The sequence below is a fragment of the Thioclava kandeliae genome (assembly GCF_040297545.1).
GTDB lineage: Bacteria > Pseudomonadota > Alphaproteobacteria > Rhodobacterales > Rhodobacteraceae > Thioclava > Thioclava kandeliae.
In genome coordinates this window covers 94,912-118,346 of record NZ_JAYWLC010000004.1, presented here as the reverse complement: position 1 = coordinate 118,346, position 23,435 = coordinate 94,912, and the positions used below count along the sequence as shown (strand labels likewise).

Annotated in this window: 23 protein-coding genes; 18 read left to right on the top strand and 5 right to left on the bottom strand. The window is 62.1% G+C overall.

Annotated features, from left to right (window positions below; translation table 11 throughout):
- Positions 1 to 58: 58 nt before the first annotated feature.
- Together VSX56_RS06705 and queF are read right to left on the bottom strand one after the other, a co-directional pair.
- Positions 59 to 1,318: a DUF2927 domain-containing protein gene (locus VSX56_RS06705; RefSeq protein WP_350935820.1), complete on the bottom strand. Its 1,260-nt coding sequence runs from the start codon at positions 1,316 to 1,318 to the stop codon at positions 59 to 61.
- Between the two features lie 782 nt (positions 1,319 to 2,100).
- Entirely contained in the window at positions 2,101 to 2,565 is a 465-nt protein-coding gene (queF, locus tag VSX56_RS06700; protein ID WP_350935818.1) for a preQ(1) synthase, read from the bottom strand.
- A gap of 207 nt (positions 2,566 to 2,772) precedes the next feature.
- On the opposite strand from queF, the gene VSX56_RS06695 reads away from it, so the two are divergent.
- From VSX56_RS06695 to VSX56_RS06670, 6 genes are all read left to right on the top strand, one after another.
- A complete protein-coding gene (locus VSX56_RS06695; protein WP_339112658.1) occupies positions 2,773 to 3,885 on the top strand; it encodes a Ppx/GppA phosphatase family protein in 1,113 nt (370 codons plus the stop codon).
- 3 nt (positions 3,886 to 3,888) lie between these two features.
- The gene (locus VSX56_RS06690; RefSeq protein WP_339112657.1) at positions 3,889 to 4,641 is read left to right on the top strand and encodes an RlmE family RNA methyltransferase; all 753 of its coding nucleotides are present in this window, start codon (positions 3,889 to 3,891) and stop codon (positions 4,639 to 4,641) included.
- A gap of 118 nt (positions 4,642 to 4,759) precedes the next feature.
- Positions 4,760 to 5,731, top strand: a complete 972-nt coding sequence (locus VSX56_RS06685; protein WP_350935815.1) for a helix-turn-helix domain-containing protein — start codon at positions 4,760 to 4,762, stop codon at positions 5,729 to 5,731.
- A 158-nt stretch (positions 5,732 to 5,889) separates the two neighbouring features.
- Positions 5,890 to 7,419, top strand: a complete 1,530-nt coding sequence (gene adh / locus VSX56_RS06680; RefSeq protein WP_339112655.1) for an aldehyde dehydrogenase — start codon at positions 5,890 to 5,892, stop codon at positions 7,417 to 7,419.
- A gap of 82 nt (positions 7,420 to 7,501) precedes the next feature.
- Positions 7,502 to 7,843 (top strand): DUF779 domain-containing protein, encoded by a 342-nt coding sequence (locus VSX56_RS06675; RefSeq protein ID WP_339112654.1) that lies wholly within the window; start codon positions 7,502 to 7,504, stop codon positions 7,841 to 7,843.
- A 149-nt stretch (positions 7,844 to 7,992) separates the two neighbouring features.
- On the top strand, positions 7,993 to 8,232 hold the full coding sequence (locus VSX56_RS06670) for a hypothetical protein (protein ID WP_350935812.1): 240 nt from the start codon (positions 7,993 to 7,995) through the stop codon (positions 8,230 to 8,232).
- 159 nt (positions 8,233 to 8,391) lie between these two features.
- Here VSX56_RS06670 and VSX56_RS06665 read toward each other — a convergent pair whose 3' ends face one another.
- Complete coding sequence (locus VSX56_RS06665; RefSeq protein WP_350935810.1) at positions 8,392 to 9,258, bottom strand: AraC family transcriptional regulator; 867 nt, start codon at positions 9,256 to 9,258, stop codon at positions 8,392 to 8,394.
- A 98-nt stretch (positions 9,259 to 9,356) separates the two neighbouring features.
- On the bottom strand, positions 9,357 to 10,247 hold the full coding sequence (gene miaA, locus VSX56_RS06660) for a tRNA (adenosine(37)-N6)-dimethylallyltransferase MiaA (protein WP_350935808.1): 891 nt from the start codon (positions 10,245 to 10,247) through the stop codon (positions 9,357 to 9,359).
- A 133-nt stretch (positions 10,248 to 10,380) separates the two neighbouring features.
- On the opposite strand from miaA, the gene pyrH reads away from it, so the two are divergent.
- The 12 genes from pyrH to lpxB all read left to right on the top strand — a co-directional run bounded on the left by pyrH (position 10,381) and on the right by lpxB (position 22,512).
- Positions 10,381 to 11,115, top strand: a complete 735-nt coding sequence (gene pyrH / locus VSX56_RS06655; protein WP_339107381.1) for a UMP kinase — start codon at positions 10,381 to 10,383, stop codon at positions 11,113 to 11,115.
- A gap of 100 nt (positions 11,116 to 11,215) precedes the next feature.
- Positions 11,216 to 11,779 carry a ribosome recycling factor gene (gene frr / locus VSX56_RS06650; protein ID WP_339112650.1) on the top strand — a complete coding sequence of 188 codons (564 nt, stop codon included), beginning with the start codon at positions 11,216 to 11,218 and terminating at the stop codon, positions 11,777 to 11,779.
- A 36-nt stretch (positions 11,780 to 11,815) separates the two neighbouring features.
- Positions 11,816 to 12,607 carry a polyprenyl diphosphate synthase gene (gene uppS, locus VSX56_RS06645; protein WP_350935805.1) on the top strand — a complete coding sequence of 264 codons (792 nt, stop codon included), beginning with the start codon at positions 11,816 to 11,818 and terminating at the stop codon, positions 12,605 to 12,607.
- Positions 12,604 to 13,398 (top strand): phosphatidate cytidylyltransferase, encoded by a 795-nt coding sequence (locus VSX56_RS06640; protein WP_350935803.1) that lies wholly within the window; start codon positions 12,604 to 12,606, stop codon positions 13,396 to 13,398. Before uppS ends, VSX56_RS06640 begins: the two co-directional genes overlap by 4 nt.
- A gap of 4 nt (positions 13,399 to 13,402) precedes the next feature.
- A complete protein-coding gene (gene dxr, locus VSX56_RS06635) occupies positions 13,403 to 14,566 on the top strand; it encodes a 1-deoxy-D-xylulose-5-phosphate reductoisomerase (RefSeq protein ID WP_350935801.1) in 1,164 nt (387 codons plus the stop codon).
- Between the two features lie 12 nt (positions 14,567 to 14,578).
- Complete coding sequence (rseP, locus tag VSX56_RS06630) at positions 14,579 to 15,925, top strand: RIP metalloprotease RseP (RefSeq protein WP_350936163.1); 1,347 nt, start codon at positions 14,579 to 14,581, stop codon at positions 15,923 to 15,925.
- Positions 15,926 to 16,065: 140 nt separating this feature from the next.
- Positions 16,066 to 18,411 (top strand): outer membrane protein assembly factor BamA, encoded by a 2,346-nt coding sequence (bamA, locus tag VSX56_RS06625; protein ID WP_350935799.1) that lies wholly within the window; start codon positions 16,066 to 16,068, stop codon positions 18,409 to 18,411.
- A 3-nt stretch (positions 18,412 to 18,414) separates the two neighbouring features.
- Entirely contained in the window at positions 18,415 to 19,134 is a 720-nt protein-coding gene (locus VSX56_RS06620) for an OmpH/Skp family outer membrane protein (protein ID WP_350935797.1), read from the top strand.
- A gap of 137 nt (positions 19,135 to 19,271) precedes the next feature.
- A complete protein-coding gene (gene fabZ, locus VSX56_RS06615) occupies positions 19,272 to 19,733 on the top strand; it encodes a 3-hydroxyacyl-ACP dehydratase FabZ (RefSeq protein WP_339112645.1) in 462 nt (153 codons plus the stop codon).
- A gap of 10 nt (positions 19,734 to 19,743) precedes the next feature.
- The gene (gene lpxA, locus VSX56_RS06610; protein WP_339112644.1) at positions 19,744 to 20,544 is read left to right on the top strand and encodes an acyl-ACP--UDP-N-acetylglucosamine O-acyltransferase; all 801 of its coding nucleotides are present in this window, start codon (positions 19,744 to 19,746) and stop codon (positions 20,542 to 20,544) included.
- Positions 20,545 to 20,566: 22 nt separating this feature from the next.
- Complete coding sequence (locus VSX56_RS06605; RefSeq protein WP_350935794.1) at positions 20,567 to 21,364, top strand: LpxI family protein; 798 nt, start codon at positions 20,567 to 20,569, stop codon at positions 21,362 to 21,364.
- Positions 21,364 to 22,512: a lipid-A-disaccharide synthase gene (lpxB, locus tag VSX56_RS06600; protein WP_350935792.1), complete on the top strand. Its 1,149-nt coding sequence runs from the start codon at positions 21,364 to 21,366 to the stop codon at positions 22,510 to 22,512. The genes VSX56_RS06605 and lpxB overlap by 1 nt, the downstream gene beginning before the upstream one ends.
- 27 nt (positions 22,513 to 22,539) lie before the next feature.
- Here lpxB and VSX56_RS06595 read toward each other — a convergent pair whose 3' ends face one another.
- Entirely contained in the window at positions 22,540 to 23,433 is an 894-nt protein-coding gene (locus VSX56_RS06595; RefSeq protein WP_350935790.1) for a transglutaminase family protein, read from the bottom strand.
- Positions 23,434 to 23,435 lie beyond the last annotated feature (2 nt).

Sequence of the window (23,435 nt, the reverse complement as noted above, 5' to 3'; positions counted from 1 at the left end):
ACCCGTAATGACACCGCCGCCATTTTCATGGCGGCGGTGTCAGGAGCAAGGATAGCCTTCAGTCCGCGAAAGCCAAAATCTGGCTGGAACCGACTGTCTTCTGCGCCTTGGCGCGGATGGTCATCAGCTGGGCCGAGAGTTCACCATTGCCGGACTGGCTGGCATTTAGCAGGCCACGGGTGCTGAGTTGCATGGCCTGTTGCGCACGGCCCGAACCGAGCGCATAGGCGGCAAGCTGCATATCCGTATGGGCGGTCTGCATATAGGCGCGTGGCGTGATGGCGAAATATTCGGAAGCCTGTAGATAGGCCTGCAGGGCCTGATCGGGATTGTTAAGCGACAGCCGGCCCAGAAGATACCACGCAAAGCCCATACGCGTATCGGTCCAGCCCTGAGCTGCGGCAATCTCGATCGCCTGTTTGGCAGCGGCCTGACGGCCCCGTGCCCCACCTGCACCCATCGCCCGATTGACAGCATTCTCGTAGCTGCGCGGCGTCGGATCGGACAGCACGCGGCTGAACTGGCCACCGGCCGGATTGATGCGCGACAGAACCGAGGTCAGCGCCGACATGACCTCGGGCTGGCTCATGCCCGAGTGGAGCGCCGGATCATACCAAGCGCGCAGGATCGTCATGTCGTGGCGTGTCAGCGTCGAGACGAAATTATCGTCATTCCAGACTGAATCCGGAATACGGTAGAGATCGTTGAGCGGTCCGAGGGCCTGACTGATTTCCTCGTTCAGGCAATCATGCAGCTCCTGAGCGCTGACATCTGCCGGAATGAAGACCGATGCCTGACGGCGCTGCGTCACACGGGTCCAGTCCGAGAGGGCCGTGCGCCGTGTCTTGCGGTAGTCTTCCCAGCTGGCCGCATTGGGCGTCACGAAGCAGGCAACAGCCGGAACGAGGCCCTTCATTTCGCGGCGCGGAACGAATTCGACATTGATCCGGTTGGCATTTCCGGGCTTCGCGGTCACCGGAATACCGGCCTCGCTTTGTAACCGGGAGATCAATGTGCCCAATTCGCTCGGTGCGCGTGGCGGAACATTGCCCTTGAGCGTTACCGAGATCGGTCCCTCGAAGCGCGTGAACTGTGCCAGTGGGCGACCCGATTCCAGCTGGAAGCCAAGCTCCAGAAAATCGGTTGCCAGCTGGCTGTTACCCGCCATACCGGTTGTAGGTGCCCGCTGGATCACTTTCGACGATATGTCGTCATGTGATGCCGCAAAGGCCGCGCTGGAGGCGCGTACCGACGGCTTGACCTTTGCCGGCTCGACCGTACAACCAGCCAGAATCGCGAAGGCGGTTCCCGCAGTCAATCCTGCAAAAACGCGTTTGGTTCTCGTGCCATAAGGCACAGTTTTTGAGCGCAGTGAACACGACCCCTCGTGCTCGACTGCTTTACGCAGATATTGGAACCGCATGGCAGTGCGTTCCCCCGTTGTTTTACCCCACTACACGCTAAAACGTGCATCTTTCTGCGTAAACGTTTCGTTTACGATTGCATAAATATTAAGGCAAATTGGAAGGAAACCTGCCGCATTTATCTCGGTTTTGCCGTGGTTTGAACACGATCTCCGATGGGCGCGGGGTTTTGCGGGAAAGCTGCCAGATTGCTGCCACATTTCCCCCGTTTCGAGGGGCGAAATTTGGGCAAATCAACGGTTTGTTTCTTAAATTTCATATAATTTGTTTGTATCTGCCGCAGTCTTTTTCGGCAGTGCGGCGATTAATATCCTTAATTTATCATAAGCAGGCTCTCATGTTCCTCTCCTGTTCTCAGGAGAGGGCAGAATCACTGGTTGGCATCCCCGCCCGGGACCCGCTGCCACAGGTTCCGGGCGGTGATGGTTGCGCGCTGATGGCGGAGGTGTGGGGTGAATGCCACCGTCAGGCGCTTGACTAGGGAGAGTGTCGATCAGCTAGGTTACGGTATTGTAAATATGCTTATCATAAGTCGATAATGTAGCCCCGATTTTCAATTCAAGGTTTAGTCAACTTGGCAAACTGTTGAATTCTAGTATCCGAAGGCACATTGGCAGAACGCAAATGGCGCACCCCGATCAGGACGCGCCATGGTTTCTAGCTTGCGATATCTTGCTCAGCCGCGACCGCGATAGGGCGGAACACCCTGATCGGGGATCCAAATGCCTTCGGGCTGCGGGCCTGTCTGGAAGAAGACGTCGATCGGGATGCCGCCGCGCGGATACCAGTAGCCGCCGATGCGCAGCCATTCGGGATCGAGCGTCTCGGCCAGACGTTTGCCGATGCCCACGGTGCAGGCCTCGTGGAAATCGCCGTGATTGCGGAACGAACCGAGGAAGAGTTTCAGCGATTTCGATTCCACTAGCCAGTCGCGAGGCACATAATCGATCACCAGATGTGCGAAATCGGGCTGTCCGGTCATCGGGCAGAGCGAGGTGAATTCGGGCGCCACGAAGCGCACCGTATATCCGGTGCCCTTATGCGGATTGGGCACGCGCTCCAGCACCGCCTTATCGGGGGAGGTCGGCAGCTTCGTCTCGCCCCCCAGCTGGGTCAGATGGCTATAGATAGACTCGCTCATGCGATACTCCTTTTCCGGCGGTTCTGTTTCGGGTCGCTGCGCACCTGCCCGAGGCGCGTGAACAGGTCAAGCGTGTTCGGTCAAAACCTGCGTGAGCGTGCCTGCCGCAGCACCGCTCCCCGAGTTGCGCGAAATCGCCCGCGATCCCTTGCACCTTCATAGTGCAAAGTTTAGGTTAGAGATAACTTGAAATCGGAGGGCGTAATCATGGCGCCCAAGCGTCCCAGGGCTGCGGGCGCGTTCCCGACACTATCGGTAGAGCACCCCGTGCGCCCCAGTGCCGATTCCGGCGAGCTTTATGCTGCGCTGGATCTGGGCACTAATAGCTGCCGCATGCTGATCGCCCGTCCGAAGGGCTCTCAGTTCCATGTGGTGGACAGCTTCTCGAAGGCTGTCCAACTCGGTCAGGGGCTCGAAGCCTCCGGCCGGTTGTCTCGGTCTGCCATGGCGCGAACCGTGCAGGCATTGCAGATATGCCGACGCAAGATCGACAAACATCATGTGAAGCGGATGCGGCTCGTCGCCACCGAGGCCTGCAGGCGGGCCCGGAACGCGCGCGATTTCATCCGCTATGTCCGGCGCGAAACCGGATTGCCGCTGGAGATTATTCCGGCGGAAGAGGAGGCGCGCCTTGCGGTAATCTCCTGCGGCTCGCTGGTGCGCCCCAATACCGAGCAGGTGCTGGTGGTCGATATCGGCGGTGGGTCCACGGAGCTGGTCTGGATCGATCTCGAGGATGTGCCGCCCGGTGACCGCGCCCGCGCGATCATGCGACTGGCGCAGGGCTTCGACCAGAGTAACCTCCCCGGACCGGCGGCGCGGGTCGTTGACTGGATCTCGGTGCCGCTGGGCGTCGCCACGCTCAAGGACCAGTATGGCGATGTCGAGGATGATGCCGCCCGCTTTGCTCTGATGAGCTGGTTTTTCGAGGAGAAGCTGGCCGATTTCACCCCCTATGCCTCGGGCAGCCCGCAGGAAGGGTTCCAGATTATCGGCACTTCGGGGACAGTAACCACGGTTGCGGCTTGCCATCTCGGCCTGCGTCGCTATGACCGCAATCGGGTTGACGGGCTGATGATGAACACCACCGAGATTGACGGGGTGATCCGGTCCTTCCTGAAACTCGGACCGGACGGCCGCAGGCTCGACCCGCGGATCGGGCGCGACCGTCATTCGCTGATCATGTCGGGGGCTGCGATCTTGCAGGCGCTGATGCGGGTCTGGCCCACCAACCAGCTTTCCGTGGCCGATCGTGGCCTGCGCGAGGGCCTATTATATGCACAGATGGCCGCCGATGGCGTCCTTGAAGAACTGGAGTAAGACATGGTCAAGACACCTACGGGCAAGAATACCTCGGGTCGCGGCCAACGGGACCTGCGGGTGCGGGTCAAGACCGCGAAGGGCCGCAAGTTGAGCTCCACGCTCTGGCTGGAACGCCAGCTGAACGACCCCTATGTCGTGCGGGCGCGCAAGGAAGGCTATCGCGGGCGCGCGGCCTACAAGATCCTCGAGCTGGACGACAAATACCGCTTCCTCGTACCGGGCGCGCGGGTCGTCGATCTGGGCTGTGCGCCGGGCGGCTGGTGTCAGGTGGCCGTCAAACGCGTGAACGCGCTTGGCGAGAAATCGGGCAAGAAGGTGGGCACCGTGCTGGGGGTGGACCTGCAGGAGATCGATGCCATCGCGGGCGCCGAGCTGCACCAGCTGGACTTCCTCGAAGAGGGTGCCGATGACAAGGTAAAGGAATGGCTGGGCGGCACTGCGCATGTGGTGATGTCGGATATGGCGGCGGCCTCCTCGGGCCATCAGAACACCGACCACCTGCGCATCATCACGCTGTGCGAGGCCGCGGCCTATTTCGCCTTCGATGTGCTCGAGGAGGGCGGCACTTTCGTGGCCAAAGTTCTGGCGGGCGGGGCCGAGAACGAGCTTCTCACCATCCTCAAGAAGAACTTCACCAAAGTCGCCAATGTGAAACCTCCGGCGTCTCGATCCGACAGTTCCGAGAAATTCGTGGTGGCCCAAGGCTTCCGTGGTAAGCGCCACGAGGGCGAGGCCGACGACGACGAGGAGTGATTGGCAGGCGCGTATCACCGGTCCTTCCGCGCGATCCGTGTTGAGACAATGTTTGCAATGAAAAGCGCTTCCGTCCTATCCTTGGTGCCAGCAAGGAAGAGAGGGGAGGCTTTTCATTTTGCGTATCGACAGACATCATGCCGGGGAGCGCCATAGCGAGCGCATCCAGTCGGTGATCGCATCCAGCTCCGCCGCCAGCCGTCCGGGCGTGGCCGCAAGTTGGCGACGGTCTTTCATCCATTACAAACTCGATCCCTCGGTCCGACCCGGAGGCGAACGGCTGAGCGCGCGCGAATTGCGGCTTCTGCAGGAAGAGGCGGGGCCGATGATCCGGCTGGCCGAGGCACATCTGGACCGGCTTGCCGCCAATGTGGCCGATGCAGGGTGCAGCGTATTCCTGTCGGATGCGCGCGGCGTGGTGCTGGCCGAACGCATCCGCGCCGCCGATATGGGCGGGTTCCAGTCCTGCAATCTGGTGGCGGGCACCGACTGGTCGGAACAGGCCGAGGGCACCAACGGTATCGGCACCTGTGCCGCCGAGGAACGCCCCGTGACCATCTGGCGCGACGACCATTTCCGCGAGAGCAATACGGCGCTGTGCTGTAGCGGTGCGCCGATCTTCGGGGCATCGGGCGCTCTGGCGGGAGTGATTGATGTCAGTTCCGCCCGCCAGACGCTCGATGCGGCCTATGCGCGGCTCTTGGCCTCGAGCGTGCAGGAAACCGCGCGCCGGATCGAGGCCTCGCTGTTCCGGCAGGCCTATGAGGGCGCGCGGATCGTGTCGCTGGCCGAGGAGGGCACCGGTGCGCAGGAGATCGCGCTTCTGGCGCTCGACCGCGACGATCTGGTGATCGGGGCCAATCGTGCGGCGCGCAGGCGGCTCGATCTGGAGGAGGCCCAAATGGGGTCGCTGCCCGCCTCGGACCTTCTGGATGGCGCACCCCGTCTGGGGCTGGCCGATGCGCAGCGCGCCGAGATGGCGCGGGCCCTTGCGCGGACAGGAGGCAATGTGACAGCTGCCGCCCGTGCACTCGGGATCGGACGGGCAACCTTCTATCGCAAGGCCAAGGCCTTGGGGCTGGAGGTCTGAGAGCAGACTTTCTGGAGGTGAACTGTCTCGGTGCTGAGACAGTTCACCTCATCGCCAAACGCATGGCACCTATGCGGTAGAGGAATATGTGTTAGAGTGGGGGCAGGATGGTCGACCACCAAACGGGCCGACCGGATTTCTTTGGGAGGAGAAAGACAATGGCCAACGATCTAACAGCAGACTTCAAGGGCGTGATGGTCTCGCCGTTCCGCAGCCGCTATGACAACTTCATCGGTGGCACCTTCAAGGCCCCCAATGCGGGCCGCTATTTCGATAATATCACCCCGCTAACCGGTGGCGTGATTGGCGAGATCGCCCGCTCGGATGCCTCCGATGTCAATGATGCGCTCGATGCCGCTCATGCCGCAAAAGAGAGCTGGGGCCACAAAACCTCGCCCGCACAGCGCGCACAGGTGCTTCTGGCGATCGCCGACCGCATGGAAGAGAACCTCGAATTGCTGGCCACGGCGGAATGCTGGGATAACGGCAAGCCGATCCGCGAGACCCGTGCGGCCGATGTGCCGCTCGCCATCGACCATTTCCGCTATTTCGCCGGTGTGCTGCGCTCGCAGGAAGGCACCATGTCGGAGATCGATGCCGATACGGTCGCCTATCACTTCCACGAGCCGTTAGGTGTTGTGGGCCAGATCATCCCGTGGAACTTCCCGCTCCTGATGGCGGCATGGAAGATGGCGCCGGCGCTGGCGGCAGGCAATTGCATCGTCCTGAAACCCGCCGAGCAGACGCCCGCCACGATCATGGTCTTTGCCGAACTGATCGCCGATATCCTGCCGCCCGGCGTGCTGAATATCGTGAACGGCTTCGGGCTTGAGGCGGGCAAGCCGCTGGCATCGAGCAAGCGCATCTCGAAAATCGCCTTCACCGGCGAGACCTCGACGGGCCGGCTGATCATGCAATATGCCTCGGAAAACCTGATTCCGGTCACGCTGGAACTGGGGGGCAAGTCGCCCAATATCTTCTTCTCCGATGTCTGCCGCGAGGATGATGCGTTCTTCGACAAGGCGATCGAGGGCTTCGTGCTGTTCGCACTCAATCAGGGTGAGGTCTGCACCTGCCCCTCGCGGGCGCTCATCCAGGAGGATATCTACGAGGAGTTCATGGAACGTGCCATCAAGCGCACGCAGGCCATCATTCAGGGCGACCCGCGCGATGCCGCCACCATGATCGGGGCACAGGCCTCGGCCGAGCAGAAAGAGAAGATCCTGTCCTATATGGAGATCGGCCGCAAGGAGGGCGCCGAGGTGCTGACCGGCGGCGGGGCGGCACAGATGTCGGGTGAGCTGGCAAACGGCTACTACATCCAGCCCACCATCCTGCGCGGCCATAACAAGATGCGGGTCTTCCAGGAGGAGATCTTCGGGCCGGTTGTGTCGGTGACGACCTTCAAGGATGCCGATGATGCGCTCGAGATCGCCAATGACACGCTCTACGGGCTCGGTGCGGGCGTGTGGTCGCGCGATGCCAATACCTGCTACCGCTTCGGTCGCAAAATTCAGGCCGGCCGTGTCTGGGTCAATAACTATCATGCCTATCCGGCCCATGCGGCCTTCGGGGGCTATAAGCAATCGGGTATCGGGCGCGAGACCCATAAGATGATGCTCGATCACTACCAGCAGACCAAGAACATGCTGGTCAGCTATAACCCCAACAAGTTGGGCTTCTTCTAACGAGTTAGGATGTAACGAGTGGGGATCGCCCGACCCGCGAGGGGCGGGCGATTTTCGTCAGGGGGCATGAGAGGAGGAAGCGATGACAAAGGTTACAGCCACCGAGGTGGCTCTGGCATTTCTCGAAGAGATCGTGGCCGATCACGGGCCGGTTCTGTTCCATCAATCGGGCGGGTGCTGTGATGGCTCGGCGCCCATGTGCTATCCGCAGGGCGAGTTCCGGATCGGCGAGAATGACGTGAAACTCGGCGAGATCGGCGGCATGCCTGTCTATATCTCGGGCGCGCAGTATGAGGTCTGGAAACATACCGACATCACCATCGACGCGATCCCGGGGCTGGGGGGCGGCCAGTTCTCGCTCGATAACGGGCGGCCTTTGCGCTTCCTGACACGCTCGGAGATTTGCGACCTGCCCGAGAGCTAGGCAGTTCCTGCCCAAATTGCACGCTTGGCGGGAAGTGCCCTGTTATAAATCAGGACTGGGGTGTATTTTGTTAAATTACTGTTAACTCTTTCATGTAATCTCGTAAGCATGGGCGGTAGGAAGCTGCCTATGCAGATGGGAGGAAGTGAATGTACCAGTCCCGTATTGTTGCGCCGGGTTTGGGGTCAGATGTGCTGGCCCGGGCGAGAACTGGTTTGGAAACATCCTGCTGTGATTATGTGCCGCAATCGGTGAGTGATCATGGTCGCGCGATGAAATTTATCGATACACATAAGTCCCGTATTCTACAGACCGATGCACAGGTCCGGCCGATGCGTAGCCGTATCACCGCCGAGCTGGATCGTATCAAGGCTGCCAACGGTTACTGAGCGGCATTCCCGCAAGAGTGGATCTTGATCTTGCACCAAAGGCCATGGGCGCATATGGGCTCCGCCTGCGAAGGATCGGGACAGGCTCCTATGTGATGAACTCTCCCCGAGCTTTTCAAACTGCAGCCGTGTCGTTTACCCAAGGACGGGTGCCCAGCCTCAATGACCCGATTGGCGGAATTTACTGGGGGTCGAGCCGGTCTGCGCGAGAAAGTTGCGCGAGAAGTAGGTCTGGCTGCGAAAGCCGAGCCGCGCGGCAATCTCCTTGATCGGCATCTGGGTATCCAGCAATAGCCTTCGTGCCTCGTAGAGGCGGCGTTCCTGCAGCAGATCGGAGGCTGGCCGCCCGCAGGCATCTCGGCAGACACGCGACAGATGGGTGGGCGTGACCCGCAATTGGCGGGCATAATCCGAAACGGTTTGGCTCGAGCGGAAATCACGTTCCACCAGCGCGGTGAAGCGGTTCACTAGCTTGCGCGCGTTTTTGGGGGGCAGGCTGTCTTGCGGTGCAACGGCTATTTGGCGTTCCAGCCAGACCGAGATCAGCCCCATCTGGAACTCCGCTGCCCTGTCCGAGCCGATCCTTGGTTGGCTGCTCTCGCGGTTGAGTGCCTCAAGAAGGGCGGTCAGCTCGCTTTGTGCGGTGGCCTCCCTGACCCGCAGATGCTGCGGATTGGCCGGCAGGGTCGGGTCATGATCGCGCCCGAAGAACAGCACGAGCCCTTGGGTGTTGGCCCCGAGTTCGAGGCCGTGCATCACGCCTGCTGGCAGGAAGATCGCATTATGGACCCCGTAACCCCGTTGCACGCCGCCCACCGTGACGCGGCCCTGACCGCGGGTGATCCAGTAGAGACAGGGCTCGGACAGGGCCCGCATCGCCTCCATCCGCCAGCGCCCGCCCTGGGCCATATGCTGGATCGTGTCCAGCCGATGGGCAGGGCCTGTCTGTGGGGGCAGGGTGTCGGGGGCACCTCGTTGGGAAAACGGTGCGGAAGTCAGCAACAACTTAGAGGAAAAGACGGCCATTCGAAAACTCCGAGCACTCGGATATACCCCACATGCCGGAGCGTAAGGCGGGTGCGGGCTTTGACCAAGTGTTTTTTGCGAATGCAGCGAGCGCGGGTTCAGGGCCGCTTTATCTTGTGCCAGTCCTTCATGCGGGCACGAAACCATGTGCGCTGCCGTTTGGCATATTGGCGCGAGGCCGCTTGCGCGCGCGCGCGCGCTTCCGCCAGAGTGGCGCGACTCAGCAGATAGTCGACCAGTTCCGGCGCACCGATCGCCTTTGCCCAGAGCGCGTCACGGTCCCAGACAGGTAGCACCGCCCGCGTTTCCTCGAGCGCGCCCTGTTCCAGCATCAGATCGAAGCGGCGGTCGATCCGCTCGGCCAGCCAGTCGCGCTCGGCATCGATCACGAAACAACTTGCCTGATCGCGCGGCAGAAGGGCCGGCGGCGTCTCGTCCTGCCATGCGGCCAGCCCGCGCCCCGTGGCCCGTAGCACCTCCCAGGCGCGCTGCACCCGCACGGGGTTCAACCTGTCCACGCGCGCGGCGCTGGCGGCATCCAGTTCGGCAAGGAGCGCGGCATGTCCCTCGGTCTCGCGCCGCCGGTTGGCCTCGGCTCGGATCGCCTCGGGCGTGGGAGGAATCTCGGCCAGCCCCTCGGTCAGCGCACTCAGATAGAGCCCCGTGCCGCCCACGATGATCGGACGCGGCCCGCCCGCCTGATGGGCGGCCAGAATATCCCCGACCTCGCGCAACCAGTGGCCTACCGAATAGCTCTCGCCACAGTGTTTATGGCCGTAAAGCAGATGCGGGGCCTGTGCCACTTCCTCGGGCGAGGGGCGCGCGGACAGTACCCGCCAGCAGTCCCAGATCTGGAGAGCATCCGCATTGACCACCACTCCGCCCTGCGCCTGCGCGATCTGGAGCGCAAGCGCCGATTTGCCGCTCGCCGTCGCGCCGCCGATCACGACGGGCCGCGATGGGTCGAGATTTTCCAGGATATCGCGCATCTGCTGCCTTCCGTCTCTAGCTTCGCCAACCCCATCGACCAAATATCGCCGAAAGATCATTTCCCGAGTTGAACCCGACGCGCATTTGCGACATTTTGCGCACCGATGACAACTGACAAATGAGGAACCCGAGATGTCTGCGGACCAACACCCGGCAGCGAAGTATAAACGTGTCCTCTTGAAAATCTCGGGTGAGGCCCTGATGGGCGACCAGGGCTACGGCCTGCACCCGCCAACCGTTGCCCGCATCGCCAGCGAAGTGAAATCCGTCCATGATCTGGGCGTCGAGATCTGCATGGTAATCGGTGGCGGCAACATCTTCCGCGGTCTGGCCGGCAGCGCGCAGGGCATGGAACGGACCACGGCCGACTATATGGGCATGCTCGCTACCGTGATGAACGCGCTCGGCATGCAGGCACAGCTCGAGGCGCTCGGCATCCATACCCGCGTGATTTCCGCCATCCCGATGGACGAGGTCTGCGAGCCCTATATCCGCCGTCGTGCCGTTCGCCATCTCGAGAAGAAGCGCATCTGTATCTTCGCGGCAGGCACCGGCAACCCGTATTTCACCACCGATACGGCCGCGACCCTGCGCGCCAACGAGATGAATTGCGAAGCGATCTTCATGGGCAAGAACGGCGTCGACGGGGTCTATGACAAGGATCCGAAGAAATTCGATGATGCCAAGCGCTATGATCATGTGACTTATGACGAGGTGCTGCAGAAGAACCTCAAGGTGATGGATGCCTCGGCCATCGCGCTTGCACGCGACAATAACCTGCCGATCATCGTCTTCCCGCTCGACGAACCGGGCGGGTTCAAAGGAATTCTGGCAGGTCAGGGCACCTATACGCGCGTTCAGGGCTGAGACATCAGTCTTGAAAAGCGACGGGCCGCTTGGCCTATACAAGCGGCGCTTTGCGCGCTAGATACTGTTCAAGCAAGATAAAGAAGCAGACGGAGACGACATGTCTGACGATTTCGAAATCGACACCGATGATCTGGAGCGCCGCATGGAAGGCGCAATGGGTGCGCTGAAAACCGAATTTGCCTCGCTGCGCACCGGCCGTGCGGCAGGTTCCATGCTCGATCCGATCACGGTGGATGCCTATGGTCAGGCAACGCCGATCAACCAGCTGGGCACCGTCAACGTGCCCGAGCCGCGTATGGTCACCATCAATGTGTGGGACAAGGGCATGGTCGGCAAGGTCGAGAAGGCCATCCGCGAGTCCGGTCTGGGGATCAACCCGCAGCTCAACGGCACCATCATCATGCTGCCGATCCCCGAGCTGAACGAGGAACGCCGCCGCGAGCTGACCAAGGTTGCCGCCTCCTACGCCGAATCCGCGCGCGTGGCCGTGCGTAACGTGCGCCGCGATGGCATGGACCAGATCAAGAAAGCCAAGAGCAATGGCATGTCGGAAGACGATGTGAAGCTCTGGGAAGGCGAGGTTCAGGATCTCACCAACAAATACACCGCCATGGTCGACAAGGCGCTTGAGACCAAGCAAGCCGAGATTATGCAAGTCTAAGCACTCGACGAGAGTGCCGTGCGAAAGGCGGCCCAAATGGCGCTGAACAGGCGAAAACAGGGCAAGGCTCTCTCGGGGTCCAAGCCGTCCGATCCGGTGCAGGAAGGCGATGTCGATTATGGTGTGCGCCATATCGCCATCATCATGGACGGGAACGGGCGTTGGGCCAAGAACCGTGGCTGGCCGCGTCTGGCCGGTCATCGCAGAGGCGCGGAGCGGATCAAGGAAATCACCAAGATCTGCCCGACGCTCGGCGTGCGCTACCTGACCGTCTATGCGTTCTCGACCGAGAACTGGAAACGATCGACCGAAGAGGTTCTGGGGCTGATGGCCATTTTCTCGCGCTATATCGAGAAAGAGGCCGACAGCCTGTCCGCGCTCGGTGTGCGGATGCGCTTTATCGGCGCGCGCGGGCGGCTCGATGGCAAGCTGGCCAAGTTGATGGCGAGTATCGAGGAGCGCACCAAGCATAACGAGCGGCTGACGATGACCGTGGCCATCAATTATGGTGGCCGTCATGAGCTGGGTCGTGCCGCGGCCCAGATGGCGCGCGATTTTGCCGCCGGTCTTATCACCGAGGACGAGCTGAATGCGGAGGCAGAGGCGGCGCTCGAGGCGCGGCTCGATACCGCAGGGCTCCCTGATCCGGATCTGGTGATCCGCACTTCGGGCGAGACACGGACCTCGAACTTCCTGCCATGGCAGGCCGCCTATGCGGAATACGAATTTACCAAAACCCTCTGGCCTGATTTCAGCCCTGACGAGCTGGAAGATATTCTGGCACGGTTCGGCAATCGTGAGCGGCGGTTTGGCGGAGTGAAAACATGACAGCAGCAACCGGACGCTGGGGAGACCTGCGCAAGCGGGTCGCATCGGCCATTGTAATGGCGGTGATCGGTGCCGTGGCGATCGGATGGGGCGGGCTCGCCTTCAAGGCGCTGGCCTGTATTGTGACGGGGTTGATGATCTGGGAGCTGTCGGCGATGACCGCGCCCGACCGCTCCACGCGGGCGATCCTGCTGGGGCTCATTGCGGCGGGCACGCTCGCGCTGATCCTGATCATGCATTCGCCCTTCTATCTGCCGCTTCTGATCCTGCCGCCCATCGCCGGTCTCTGGCGTCCGCGCCGCGACCGGCGCTTCTTCACCCTCTATGCTTTGGCGATCATGCTGACGGGCTACGGACTTGTGGCGCTGCGCGAGGGGCAGGGCGTGGGCGCGATCACATGGATTATTTGTGTGGTCGTGGTGTCGGATGTGCTGGGCTATTTCGTGGGCCGCATGGTCGGCGGGCCGAAATTCTGGCCCAAGATCAGCCCCAAGAAAACATGGTCGGGCACGGTGGCGGGCTGGATCGGCGCGCTTATCCTGGGCTTTGTCTTCACCCGTATCGGCGGCGGCACGGCGCTGATCTGGATGTCGCCGCTTCTGGCCTTTGCCGGACAGCTGGGTGATATTTTCGAGAGCTGGCTGAAGCGGCGCTCGGCGGTAAAGGACAGCTCCTCGCTGATCCCCGGCCATGGCGGCGTGCTGGACCGGTTCGATGCTCTGATCGGCGTGGTGCTGGTGCTTCTCATTCTTGCACAATTCGGAGAGCTGCCGCTGACGGCAGCCGGTTAAATCAATGCGCGTTACAGTTTTCGGGTCGACGGGGTCTATCGGCGAAAGCACCTTCGATCTCTTGCAGCGATCCGATCATCAGGTCGTGGCGCTGACCGGCGGGCGCAATATCAGGCGTCTGGCCGAGCAGGCGATTGCCCTGAAGGCCGAACTGGCGGTAACCGCCTATGACGACTGCCTGCCCGCGCTGCGCGAGGCGCTTTCGGGAACCGGCATCGAGACAGCGGCCGGCACGCAGGCCCTGATCGAGGCGGCAGAGCGTCCGACCGATTGGGTGATGTCGGCGATCGTGGGGGCCGCGGGCCTTGCGCCGGGGTTCCGCGCGCTCCGGCAGGGCGCGACACTGGCGCTGGCCAACAAGGAAAGCCTCGTGACCGCAGGCCCGCTTCTGCTGGCCGAGGCCGAGAAACACGGCGCCCGCATCCTGCCCGTCGATAGCGAGCATTCGGCCATCTTCCAGGCGCTGGTGGGCGAGGATATCGACGCGGTCGAGCGGATCATCATCACCGCCTCGGGCGGCGCCTTCCGCGACTGGCCGATGGAGAAACTGGCAGGCGCCACCGTGGCGCAGGCGTCGAGCCACCCGAACTGGGATATGGGCCAACGGATCACCATCGACTCGGCGTCGATGTTCAACAAGGCGCTCGAGATCATCGAGACGCGCGAGTTCTTCGGTGTGGAGCCCTCGAAGATCGAGGTTCTGGTCCATCCCGAGAGCATGGTCCATGCGCTTGTGGGCTTCCGCGACGGGGCGCTGATGGCGCATATGGGCGCGCCCGATATGCGCCATGCCATCGGCTATGCGCTCAACTGGCCCGATAGGGCGGAGCTGCCGGTCGAGCGCCTCGATCTGGCAAAACTCGGTAGCCTGACCTTCCGCGCCCCCGACGCCGCGCGCTATCCCGCGCTGCGTCTGGCCTATGAGGTGATGGAGATCGGCGGCACAGCGGGAGCGGCCTTTAACGCCGCCAAGGAAATCGCGCTCGATGGGTTTATCGATGGCCGGATCGGGTTTCTCGATATGGCCCGTGTGGTCGAGGAGGTGCTGACGGAGATGTCAGCGCGTCAAGGCCTTTGCAATACGGCGATAAGTCTGGATAACATTGCCCATACCGATGCGGAGGCCCGCGATTTGGCCCGACGTTTTCTGACCAAAGTCACCCAGTGACCCCAGCCAAGGATTGATCGCGTGGAATTGCTGCCGGATCTCGGGAATTTTCTCTACACGATTGTGAGTTTCGTGATCGCGCTGTCGATTATCGTCACGGTGCATGAATATGGCCATTACATCATCGGGCGCTGGTCGGGGATCAAGGCGGATGTATTCTCGCTGGGATTCGGCCCCACGCTGGTCTCGCGGGTCGATAGACATGGCACCCGCTGGCAGATCGCGGCACTTCCCTTCGGCGGCTATGTGAAATTCAGGGGCGATGCCAATGCGGCCTCGGCCAAGGGCGACGAGGCCGAACTCGCCGCACTCACGCCCGAGGAATTGCGCCAGACCATGCATGGCGCGCCGCTCTGGGCGCGGGCCGCAACCGTTGTGGCGGGGCCTGTCTTCAACTTCATCCTGTCGATCGCGGTGATTGCGGGGTTGATGCTCTATACTGGCACGCCGACCGACAAGCCCGTGGTCGGCGTGCTTTACGCCTTGCCCGATGGCACTGGCCAGCTGCAGACCGGTGACGAGATCCTGGCCGTGGCGGGCAAATCCACGCCGGATTACCCTAGCTTCAACGAGGCGCTGGCCGATGCTCCCGAGGGGGCACAGCTGCCGCTGCAAGTGGCGCGCGACGGGCAGGTGCTGGAGATCGAGGGCCCGCAACTCTTTCCGCCGCGTCTGACGGGGGTCGCCCCCAAATCGGCTTCCTATGCGGCGGGGCTAGTGGAAGGTGATGTGATCACCGCGGTGGATGGCAATCCGATCTGGACCTTCGAGGATCTGCGTCAGGCGGTCTCGTCCTCCAAGGGTAAACCGCTCGATCTGACGGTCTGGCATGCGGCCACCCGGACAACGTCCCAGATGGTGCTCACGCCCAAGCGCACCGATGTGCCCAGCGTTGACGGCGGCTTCGAGACGCGCTGGATGATCGGGGCGACGGGGGGCTTCATCTTCGAGCCGCTGACCCGCCCGACGGGGTTGGGCGAGGCGCTGACGGGGGCCGTGTCCCAGACATGGGGCATTGTCACCCAATCGGTCTCGGGGCTGAGCAACATGATCCTCGGCAATATTTCCTCGTGCAACCTGCAAGGGGCGATCGGGATCGCGCAGGGCTCGGCTGCGGCGGCCAAATCGGGGCTCGAAAATTTCATCTGGTTCATCGCGCTCCTGTCGACCGCCGTGGGCTTCTTGAATCTCTTTCCGATCCCCGTTCTCGATGGCGGGCACCTGATGTTCTATTGCTATGAGGCGATCGCTGGAAAGCCGCCTTCCGACCGCATCATGAACGTGCTGATGTCGATCGGCGTGGCGCTTGTTTTCGGGCTGATGCTTTTCGGTCTGTCCAATGATATTCTCTGTCCCTGAGGCAGAATGCAGGCGGGAGGCAGTGACATCAGGGCACTGTCTTCCGAATTGATCAAATGGGGGCTCTTCGCTTTGACAAGCCCGCATAGACTCGGTATCGACAATTAACGAATAATGCTGCCGAAAGGCTGGAGAGGGCGATGACAAACAGGCAAACTGGCCGGCAAGGTCTTGGACAATTTTCCGGTATTCTCGTGCCGGCGGCTCTGTCGCTTGCCGTGGCTCTTACCAGCGTGGCACTCCCCGAAACGGTCTGGGCGCAGAGCTACAGCTTCTCCAGCGTTTCGATCACCGGTAACCAGCGCGTCGATAACGCGACGGTGCTGGGCACGGCAGGTATCAAAGCGGGCGAGAGCATGAGCGCGGGCGAGCTGAACGCCGCCTATCAGAAGCTGCAATCCTCCGGTCTCTTCGAGACGGTCGAGCTGGTGCCGCAAGGCTCGACTCTGAAAATCAATGTGCAGGAATACCCCACGATCAACGTGATCGCCTTCGAGGGGAACAAGCGCCTGAAAGACGAGGCGCTTGCGAAGATCGTCAAATCCGAGAGCCGTCGCGTCTATAATCCGGCAACCGTCGAGGCCGATGCCCAGCTCATCGCCGATGCCTATGCCGAAGGCGGCCGTGTGAATGCGCGTGTGACGCCCAAAGTCATCCGCCGCTCGAATAACCGCGTAGATATCGCCTTCGAGATCAAGGAAGGCGCGGTCACCGAGATCCAGCGCATCACCTTCACCGGCAACAAGGCGTTTTCTGACCGCCGCCTGCGTCAGGTTCTGCAGACCAAACAGGCCGGTATCCTGCACCAGTTCATCCAGCGTGACACCTTCGTGGCCGACCGCGTCAATCTGGATCGCCAACTGCTGACCGATTTCTACCGCTCGCGTGGCTATCCCGATGTGCAGGTCAATGGCGTCTCCTCCGAGATGACCCGCGACCGTGACGGGTTCTTCATGACCTATAACATCTCCGAAGGTCAGATGTTCAAATTCGGCAAGATCACGACGGTCTCCGAAGTGAACGGTCTCGACGTGTCGGAATATGCGCCGCTGTCGAAGATCCGCACCGGCGCGATCTACTCGCCCAATGCCATCGATCTGGCCGTCACGCGGATGGAAGAGAAAGCCCGTCAGGAAGGGCTGAACTTCGTGCGCGTCGATCCGCGGATCACCCGCAACCCGCGCACTGGCACGCTGGATATCCAGTTCGCGCTGGTGAAAGGGCCGAAGATCTTTGTCGAGCGGATCGATATCGAAGGGAATACCGCAACGCTGGATCGCGTGATCCGTCGCGAGTTCCACACGGTCGAAGGCGACCCCTACAATCCGCGCGAGATCAAGCGCTCGGCAGAACGTATCCGCGCGCTCGGCTATTTCTCGAATGCCGATGTGAACACCAAGCCCGGCACCAATCCCGATCAGGTGATCGTGGACGTGAACGTGACCGAACAGCCCACCGGCTCGCTGACCTTCGGCGCAAGCTATGGCGCCTCGGCAGGGTTCGGGATTACGGCGGCCCTCAACGAGCGCAACTTCCTCGGCCGTGGCCAGCATCTGGCCGTGTCGATCGGAACGACCTCGGACAACCAGAGCTCGGTCATCAGCTTCACCGAACCCTATCTCTTCGGTCGCGATCTGGCGGCAACGGGCAAGGTCTTCTACACGACGACCAGCGATGACAACTCGGATTACGACACCGAACGCGCCGGCATCGAGCCGTCGATCGAGTTCCCGGTCTCCGAGAATGCGCGTCTGAAGCTGCGCTACAACCTCACGAGCGAACGCCTCTCGGGTGTCGATGACTATGATGCCGACGAGGATACGGGCTCCTCGCCGATCCTTAGCCGCGAGGAAGGCACGCGCTGGAAATCCGCAGTCGGTTATACCTATACCTATGATACCAGCGAAAATAATATCGATCCGCGTTACAGCTACCTGTTCCGCTTCGATCAGGAATTCGCGGGTCTTGGCGGGGATGTGCAGGCGGTGACGACCACCGCTCTTGGCCGCGCACAGCGTAAGGTCTGGAACGACGAGGTCACGCTGCGGGCCGAGCTGGAAGGCGGCGGGATCATCGCGGCCTCGGGCGACACCACGATCCTCGACCGCTTCACCGGCAATAACAAGATCCGTGGCTTCGAATCGAACGGCATCGGTCCGCGCGATACGGCTGCGCCCAACGAGGACGCGCTTGGCGGGAAGTATTTCGCCGTCGCACGTCTGGAGGCACAGTTCCCGCTGGGTCTGCCCGAGGAATACAAACTCGGTGGTGCGGTCTTCCTCGATGCGGGCTCTGTCTGGGGGCTTGACGATACCGATGGTGTGGAAAATGTCGATGACGGCTTCCACCTGCGGTCGGCAATTGGTGTCTCGGTCCTGTGGGACAGCTTCATCGGTCCGCTGCGTCTGAACTTCTCGAAAGCCATCGTGAAGGAAGATTACGACGAAGAGCAGAACTTCGATCTGACCGTTTCGACGAAGTTCTGATCCATGATGTCGCTGCGGCATAGGGTCGGGCTGATCGGGCTGGCGGGGTTGACCGCGCTTGTCTCGGTGCCCGCCCTTGCTCAGACGGCTGCGCAGAACGGCCCTTCCGCCACGCGCGACGGGGCCGTTTCCGCCAATATGCCGATCCTCACGCTGGATTGGGACGAGCTTTACCAGAGTTCGGAATGGGCCCGCAGGGTCAAGCAGCAGTTGGCCCGCGAGACGGCCTCGCTCGGCAGCGAGAACAAGCGCATTGCCGATGACCTGGTCAGCGAGGAAAAATCGCTGACCCAGCGCCGGGCGAGCATGACCCCGCAGGCCTTCCAGAAGGCGGCCGCTGAATTCGATAAGAAAGCCACCGGTATCCGCGCGGCCCAGAAAGCCAAGGCCGAGGCGCTCGCGCATCAGGTCGAGGCCGAGCAGCAGGCTTTTCTGAAAGCGGCGCTGCCGCTTCTGGATGATCTTCTGCGCGAGAAAGGGGCCCAGATCGTGATTGACCGGCGGGTGATCATCCGCGGGCTGTCTCAGATCGATGTGACCGATGACATGCGCGATATTGTTGATGCCAAACTCGGATCCGGCATTCCGCAGCCCGTGCCCGAGGAGCTCGGCGGCACGGCGCCCGATCCGGCCTCCGGTGCGGCCTCCGAGGCCACAGCGCCCAAGGACGGTGCCGATCTTCTGGAGCAGGGCGAGATGCCGCCGCTTTCGACCGCGCCGTAACCTCTACCACGCCCGTATCGTTTTACGATGTGTGGCCCGCGTGGTTACCTTGCAATGTCTTGCGGGGGTTGGTATTTCATGGCTCCGGCCCGATCGGCGATCCGTCGTCGGCAAAAAGATATACAAGGGACAGAAGAATGACCGAAGCCGCCCCCTATACCGAAGCCGATCTGGCGCTCATTAAACGTATGCTGCCGCATCGTTACCCCTTCCTTCTGGTAGACAAGGTCACGGACATCGTGCCCATGGAAAGCGGTGTAGGCATCAAATGCGTCACCTCGAACGAGCCGCATTTCGAGGGCCATTTCCCGCAGGAGCCCGTCATGCCGGGCGTGCTGATCGTGGAAGCGATGGCGCAGACGGCCGCGGTGATCACCGGTATCTCCAAGAACCTGATCGACAAGGATATGTCGGTCTACTTCATGTCGATGGATAAGGTGAAATTCCGCCGCAAAGTGGTGCCGGGCGATGTTCTGCGCATGGAAGTGAAGCTGCTGCGCGGCGGCGGCAAGGTCTGGAAATTCGAGGGCCGTGCGCTGGTCGATGGCGAGCTGGCCTGCGAGGCAGAGCTGACCGCCATGATGGCGACCGGCAAGTAAGGAGACGGGCATGGCGATCGATCCCACTGCCGAGATCCACGCCTCTTCTATCATCGAAGAGGGCGCCACCATCGGCGCGGGCTGCAAGATCGGTCCCTTCTGTCTTATCGGCCCCGAGGTTTCTCTCGGGGCGGATGTCACGCTGCATTCGCATGTGGTGGTGACCGGTGCGACCGAGATCGGCGAGGGGACGGAGGTCTATCCCTTCGCCTCGCTGGGCCAGATCCCGCAGGACCTGAAATTCCGCGGTGAGAAGACCCGTCTGGTCATCGGCAAACGCAACCGTATCCGCGAATATGTCACCATGAATACCGGCACTGCAGGCGGTGGCGGTGTGACGCGCGTGGGCGATGACGGGCTATATATGTCTTCGTGTCATGTAGGGCATGACTGCATCATTGGCGACCGCGTGATTCTGGTGAATTCCGTGGCGGTCGCGGGGCATTGCCATATCGGCGACGATGCGATCGTGGGCGGGCTTTCGGGCGTGCACCAATGGGTGCGCATCGGACGCGGCGCGATGATCGGCGCCTTGTCGATGGTGACGGCCGATGTCATGCCGAATGCGTTGGTCGCGGGCCCGCGCGCCCATGTCGAGGGGATGAACCTCGTGGGGTTGCGGCGCCGTGGCACCGACCGCGCCGAGATCACCGCGCTGCGCGATCTCTACAAAGCCCTTGGCGAAGGCAATTTCCGCGAAGTTGCCCGTGAACAGAACGAGGCAGGCTCCGACAGCGAGCTGGTGCGCGAAGTTCTTGATTTCATTCTGGGCCCGTCGGATCGTTCTTTCCTGACGCCCCATCATAAGTAAGGCCAGCATAATGGACGGACAGATGAACCCCAACACCATCGCATTGATCGCAGGCCAAGGGGCGGCGCCCAAAATGCTGGCGCAAGCCGTGCCGGGGCTGACCGTCTGCGAGATGGACGGGTTCCCTTGCGAGGTGGAGGGCGAGGTCCTGCGCTTCCGTTTCGAGCGTCTGGTGCCGTTCCTCGACGAGCTGGTCTCGCGCGGGGTCACGCATGTGGTCTTTGCGGGATCGCTGTCGCGTCCCAAGATCGAACCCGAGATGTTCGATCTCAAGACCGCGCAGCTTGTCCCGCGATTGGTGGGCGCCATGCAACAGGGCGATGATGCGACGCTGCGCGCGGTGATCGAGCTGTTTTCCGAATGGGAGATCGAGACGCTGGGGATCCACGAGATCCTGCCGCAGCTTCTGCCGCCTGCGGGATTCCGTCTGGGCACGATCAGCGAGCGCGACGAGAAAGATGCCGAACGCGCCGCGGCCATCCATGCCGCGATGGGCGAGGCAGATGTGGGGCAGGGATGTGTGGTCTCGAACGGGCTATGTCTGGCCGTCGAAACCCAGCCCGGCACCGATGCCATGCTCGAGTTCGTGGCACAGCACAAGGCGCTCAACCCGGGCGGCGGCGTGTTCTTCAAGGCCCCCAAGCCCACCCAGGACCGACGGATCGATCTGCCGGTGATCGGGCCGCAGACGGTTGCGCAGGTGGCCAGAGCGGGGCTCAAGGGCATCGTGATCGAAGCCGGCGGCGTGATGGTGCTCGATCAGGCGGCCACCGCTGCGGCTGCGACAGAAGCCGGTCTCTTCCTCTGGGTGCGTCCCTGATGCGGGTCTTCATCATCGCGGGTGAACCCTCGGGCGACAAGCTCGGTGGCGCGTTGATGGCGGGTCTTAAGGCAATGGTGCCGGAGGTCGAGTTCACCGGGATCGGTGGCCAGCACATGGAAGAAGAGGGGCTGCCCTCGCGCTTCCCGATGGAAGAACTCTCGGTCATGGGCATTGCCGAGATCCTGCCGAAATACCGCGAGCTGAAACGCCGCATCCGAGAGACTGCCGAGGCGGTCATCGCGGAGAGACCCGATGTGGTGATCTCCATTGACAGCCCCGATTTCTGCCTGCGTGTCCATAAGATCGTAAAACAGAGCCATCCGTCGCAGAAGGTCGTGCATTACGTCGCTCCATCTGTCTGGGCGTGGCGGGCAGGGCGCGCGGCCAAGATGGCCAAGACGGTCGATCATGTGTTGGCCCTGCTGCCTTTCGAACCGCCCTATATGGAAGCAGCCGGAATGAGCTGTGATTTCGTGGGCCATCCGGTCGTGACCGAGCCGTTGGCCAGCCGCGAGGAGGCGAGCGCCTTCCGCGAGACCCATATGATCGGGGCGGACCAGCCGCTCGTCCTGTGCCTGCCCGGATCGCGCAAATCCGAGGTCTCGCGTCTGGGGCCGCGGTTCGATGAGGCGCTGATGCAGCTGCGCGACCGGGAGCCGGGCCTGAGGGTCGTGGTGCCCACCGTGCGGGGGGTGTCGAAATTCGTGCGGCAGATGACGGCGCGCTGGCCGGTGGCCCCGATCGTGGTCGAAGCCACCGAGGACAAACGTGCGGCTTTTGCCGCAGCCGATCTGGCGCTTGCGGCCTCGGGCACGGTCTCGCTCGAACTGGCGGCCAACCGCACACCGATGGTCATTGCCTATGATGCCTCGCGCATCACATGGCATATCGTTTGGAACATGATGAAGATCGATACGGTCACGCTGGTCAATCTGGTATCGGATACCCGCGAGATCCCCGAGTTTCTGGGGCCCAACTGCCAGCCCCGACTGATTTCGGAGAAGCTTTCGCAGATCCTCGACGATCCCGAGACGCGGGCCGGTCAGGTGGCGGCGATGGAACTGACGATGCAGCGTCTGGGCGAGGGCGGCGAGGCCCCGGGTCTGCGGGCCGCCCGCTCCGTGCTGGAATTCATGGGCCGCTAGATTCGGGACAACGGCCTGCCGTTGGCATCACACCGCGTCAAGATGCGGGCGCGGGATCACATCCACGGCCTGTGTTGTCTTGGCGCCGCCCACACCGCGCAGCGCCCCGCGCACGGGGGCCACATCCGCGTAATCGCGACCATAACCCACGGTGATGTAATCGGTGCCCGCGAACTGGTCGTTGGTCGGGTCGAACTCGACCCAGCCCATCTCGGCACCGGCCCAGGCACGCACCCATGCGTGCATCGCATCCGCGCCCTCCAGCCGCTCCTGCCCTTCGGGGGGATTGGTGCGCAAAAAGCCCGAGACATAGCCTGCCGGAATACCGATCCCGCGCAAAGCGGTGATCATGATATGCGCGAAATCCTGACAGACGCCGCGCCGTGCCTCGAAGGCCTCATGCGCAGGCGTCTCGGCCGTTGTGGCAGAGGCGTCGAATTCCATCTCGCGATGGATGGCATGCCCGATTGCCGCAATCGCCTCATAGGTGCTCATGGCGGGGCTCACACAATCCGCGCCGAAAGCCGTGATGGCCGGCACCCGCGGAATGCGCGGCGAGGGATGGGTGAAATGGTGGGGCGCATCGGGTTTGAGTGACATCGACGCCGCCAGCTCACGCGGCAGGGCAGTCAGGCGCGCCGAGAAATCCATCTTGCGAGGGTCTTCCTTGCGCTCGACCTTGGCCCGCACCTCGAACCGCAGCGAGGACACGGGCCGCGCCCATGCCACCTGGGACATGCAGGTGCCGAAATAATCGGTCAGATCATGCTGTTCGTCAGGGACAGGATCGATGTGGAGGGTCGCTTCATGGACCGCTTGCACCCCCGCCAGGGAGCGGGGCATCAGCCGCAGCATATTGCGGGCGCGATCCGTTGGATAATCATAGTGATAGGCGATGACGAGTTTCAGATCATAGAACATGG

Coding starts and splice junctions, on each gene's coding strand:
- queF (WP_350935818.1), bottom strand. CDS start 2,565: ATGAGCGAGTCTATCTATAGCCATCTGACCCAGCTGGGGGGCGAGACG.
- VSX56_RS06695 (WP_339112658.1), top strand. CDS start 2,773: ATGGCGCCCAAGCGTCCCAGGGCTGCGGGCGCGTTCCCGACACTATCG.
- VSX56_RS06690 (WP_339112657.1), top strand. CDS start 3,889: ATGGTCAAGACACCTACGGGCAAGAATACCTCGGGTCGCGGCCAACGG.
- adh (WP_339112655.1), top strand. CDS start 5,890: ATGGCCAACGATCTAACAGCAGACTTCAAGGGCGTGATGGTCTCGCCG.
- VSX56_RS06675 (WP_339112654.1), top strand. CDS start 7,502: ATGACAAAGGTTACAGCCACCGAGGTGGCTCTGGCATTTCTCGAAGAG.
- VSX56_RS06670 (WP_350935812.1), top strand. CDS start 7,993: ATGTACCAGTCCCGTATTGTTGCGCCGGGTTTGGGGTCAGATGTGCTG.
- VSX56_RS06665 (WP_350935810.1), bottom strand. CDS start 9,258: ATGGCCGTCTTTTCCTCTAAGTTGTTGCTGACTTCCGCACCGTTTTCC.
- miaA (WP_350935808.1), bottom strand. CDS start 10,247: ATGCGCGATATCCTGGAAAATCTCGACCCATCGCGGCCCGTCGTGATC.
- pyrH (WP_339107381.1), top strand. CDS start 10,381: ATGTCTGCGGACCAACACCCGGCAGCGAAGTATAAACGTGTCCTCTTG.
- frr (WP_339112650.1), top strand. CDS start 11,216: ATGTCTGACGATTTCGAAATCGACACCGATGATCTGGAGCGCCGCATG.
- uppS (WP_350935805.1), top strand. CDS start 11,816: ATGGCGCTGAACAGGCGAAAACAGGGCAAGGCTCTCTCGGGGTCCAAG.
- VSX56_RS06640 (WP_350935803.1), top strand. CDS start 12,604: ATGACAGCAGCAACCGGACGCTGGGGAGACCTGCGCAAGCGGGTCGCA.
- dxr (WP_350935801.1), top strand. CDS start 13,403: ATGCGCGTTACAGTTTTCGGGTCGACGGGGTCTATCGGCGAAAGCACC.
- bamA (WP_350935799.1), top strand. CDS start 16,066: ATGACAAACAGGCAAACTGGCCGGCAAGGTCTTGGACAATTTTCCGGT.
- VSX56_RS06620 (WP_350935797.1), top strand. CDS start 18,415: ATGATGTCGCTGCGGCATAGGGTCGGGCTGATCGGGCTGGCGGGGTTG.
- fabZ (WP_339112645.1), top strand. CDS start 19,272: ATGACCGAAGCCGCCCCCTATACCGAAGCCGATCTGGCGCTCATTAAA.
- lpxA (WP_339112644.1), top strand. CDS start 19,744: ATGGCGATCGATCCCACTGCCGAGATCCACGCCTCTTCTATCATCGAA.
- VSX56_RS06605 (WP_350935794.1), top strand. CDS start 20,567: ATGAACCCCAACACCATCGCATTGATCGCAGGCCAAGGGGCGGCGCCC.
- lpxB (WP_350935792.1), top strand. CDS start 21,364: ATGCGGGTCTTCATCATCGCGGGTGAACCCTCGGGCGACAAGCTCGGT.
- VSX56_RS06595 (WP_350935790.1), bottom strand. CDS start 23,433: ATGTTCTATGATCTGAAACTCGTCATCGCCTATCACTATGATTATCCA.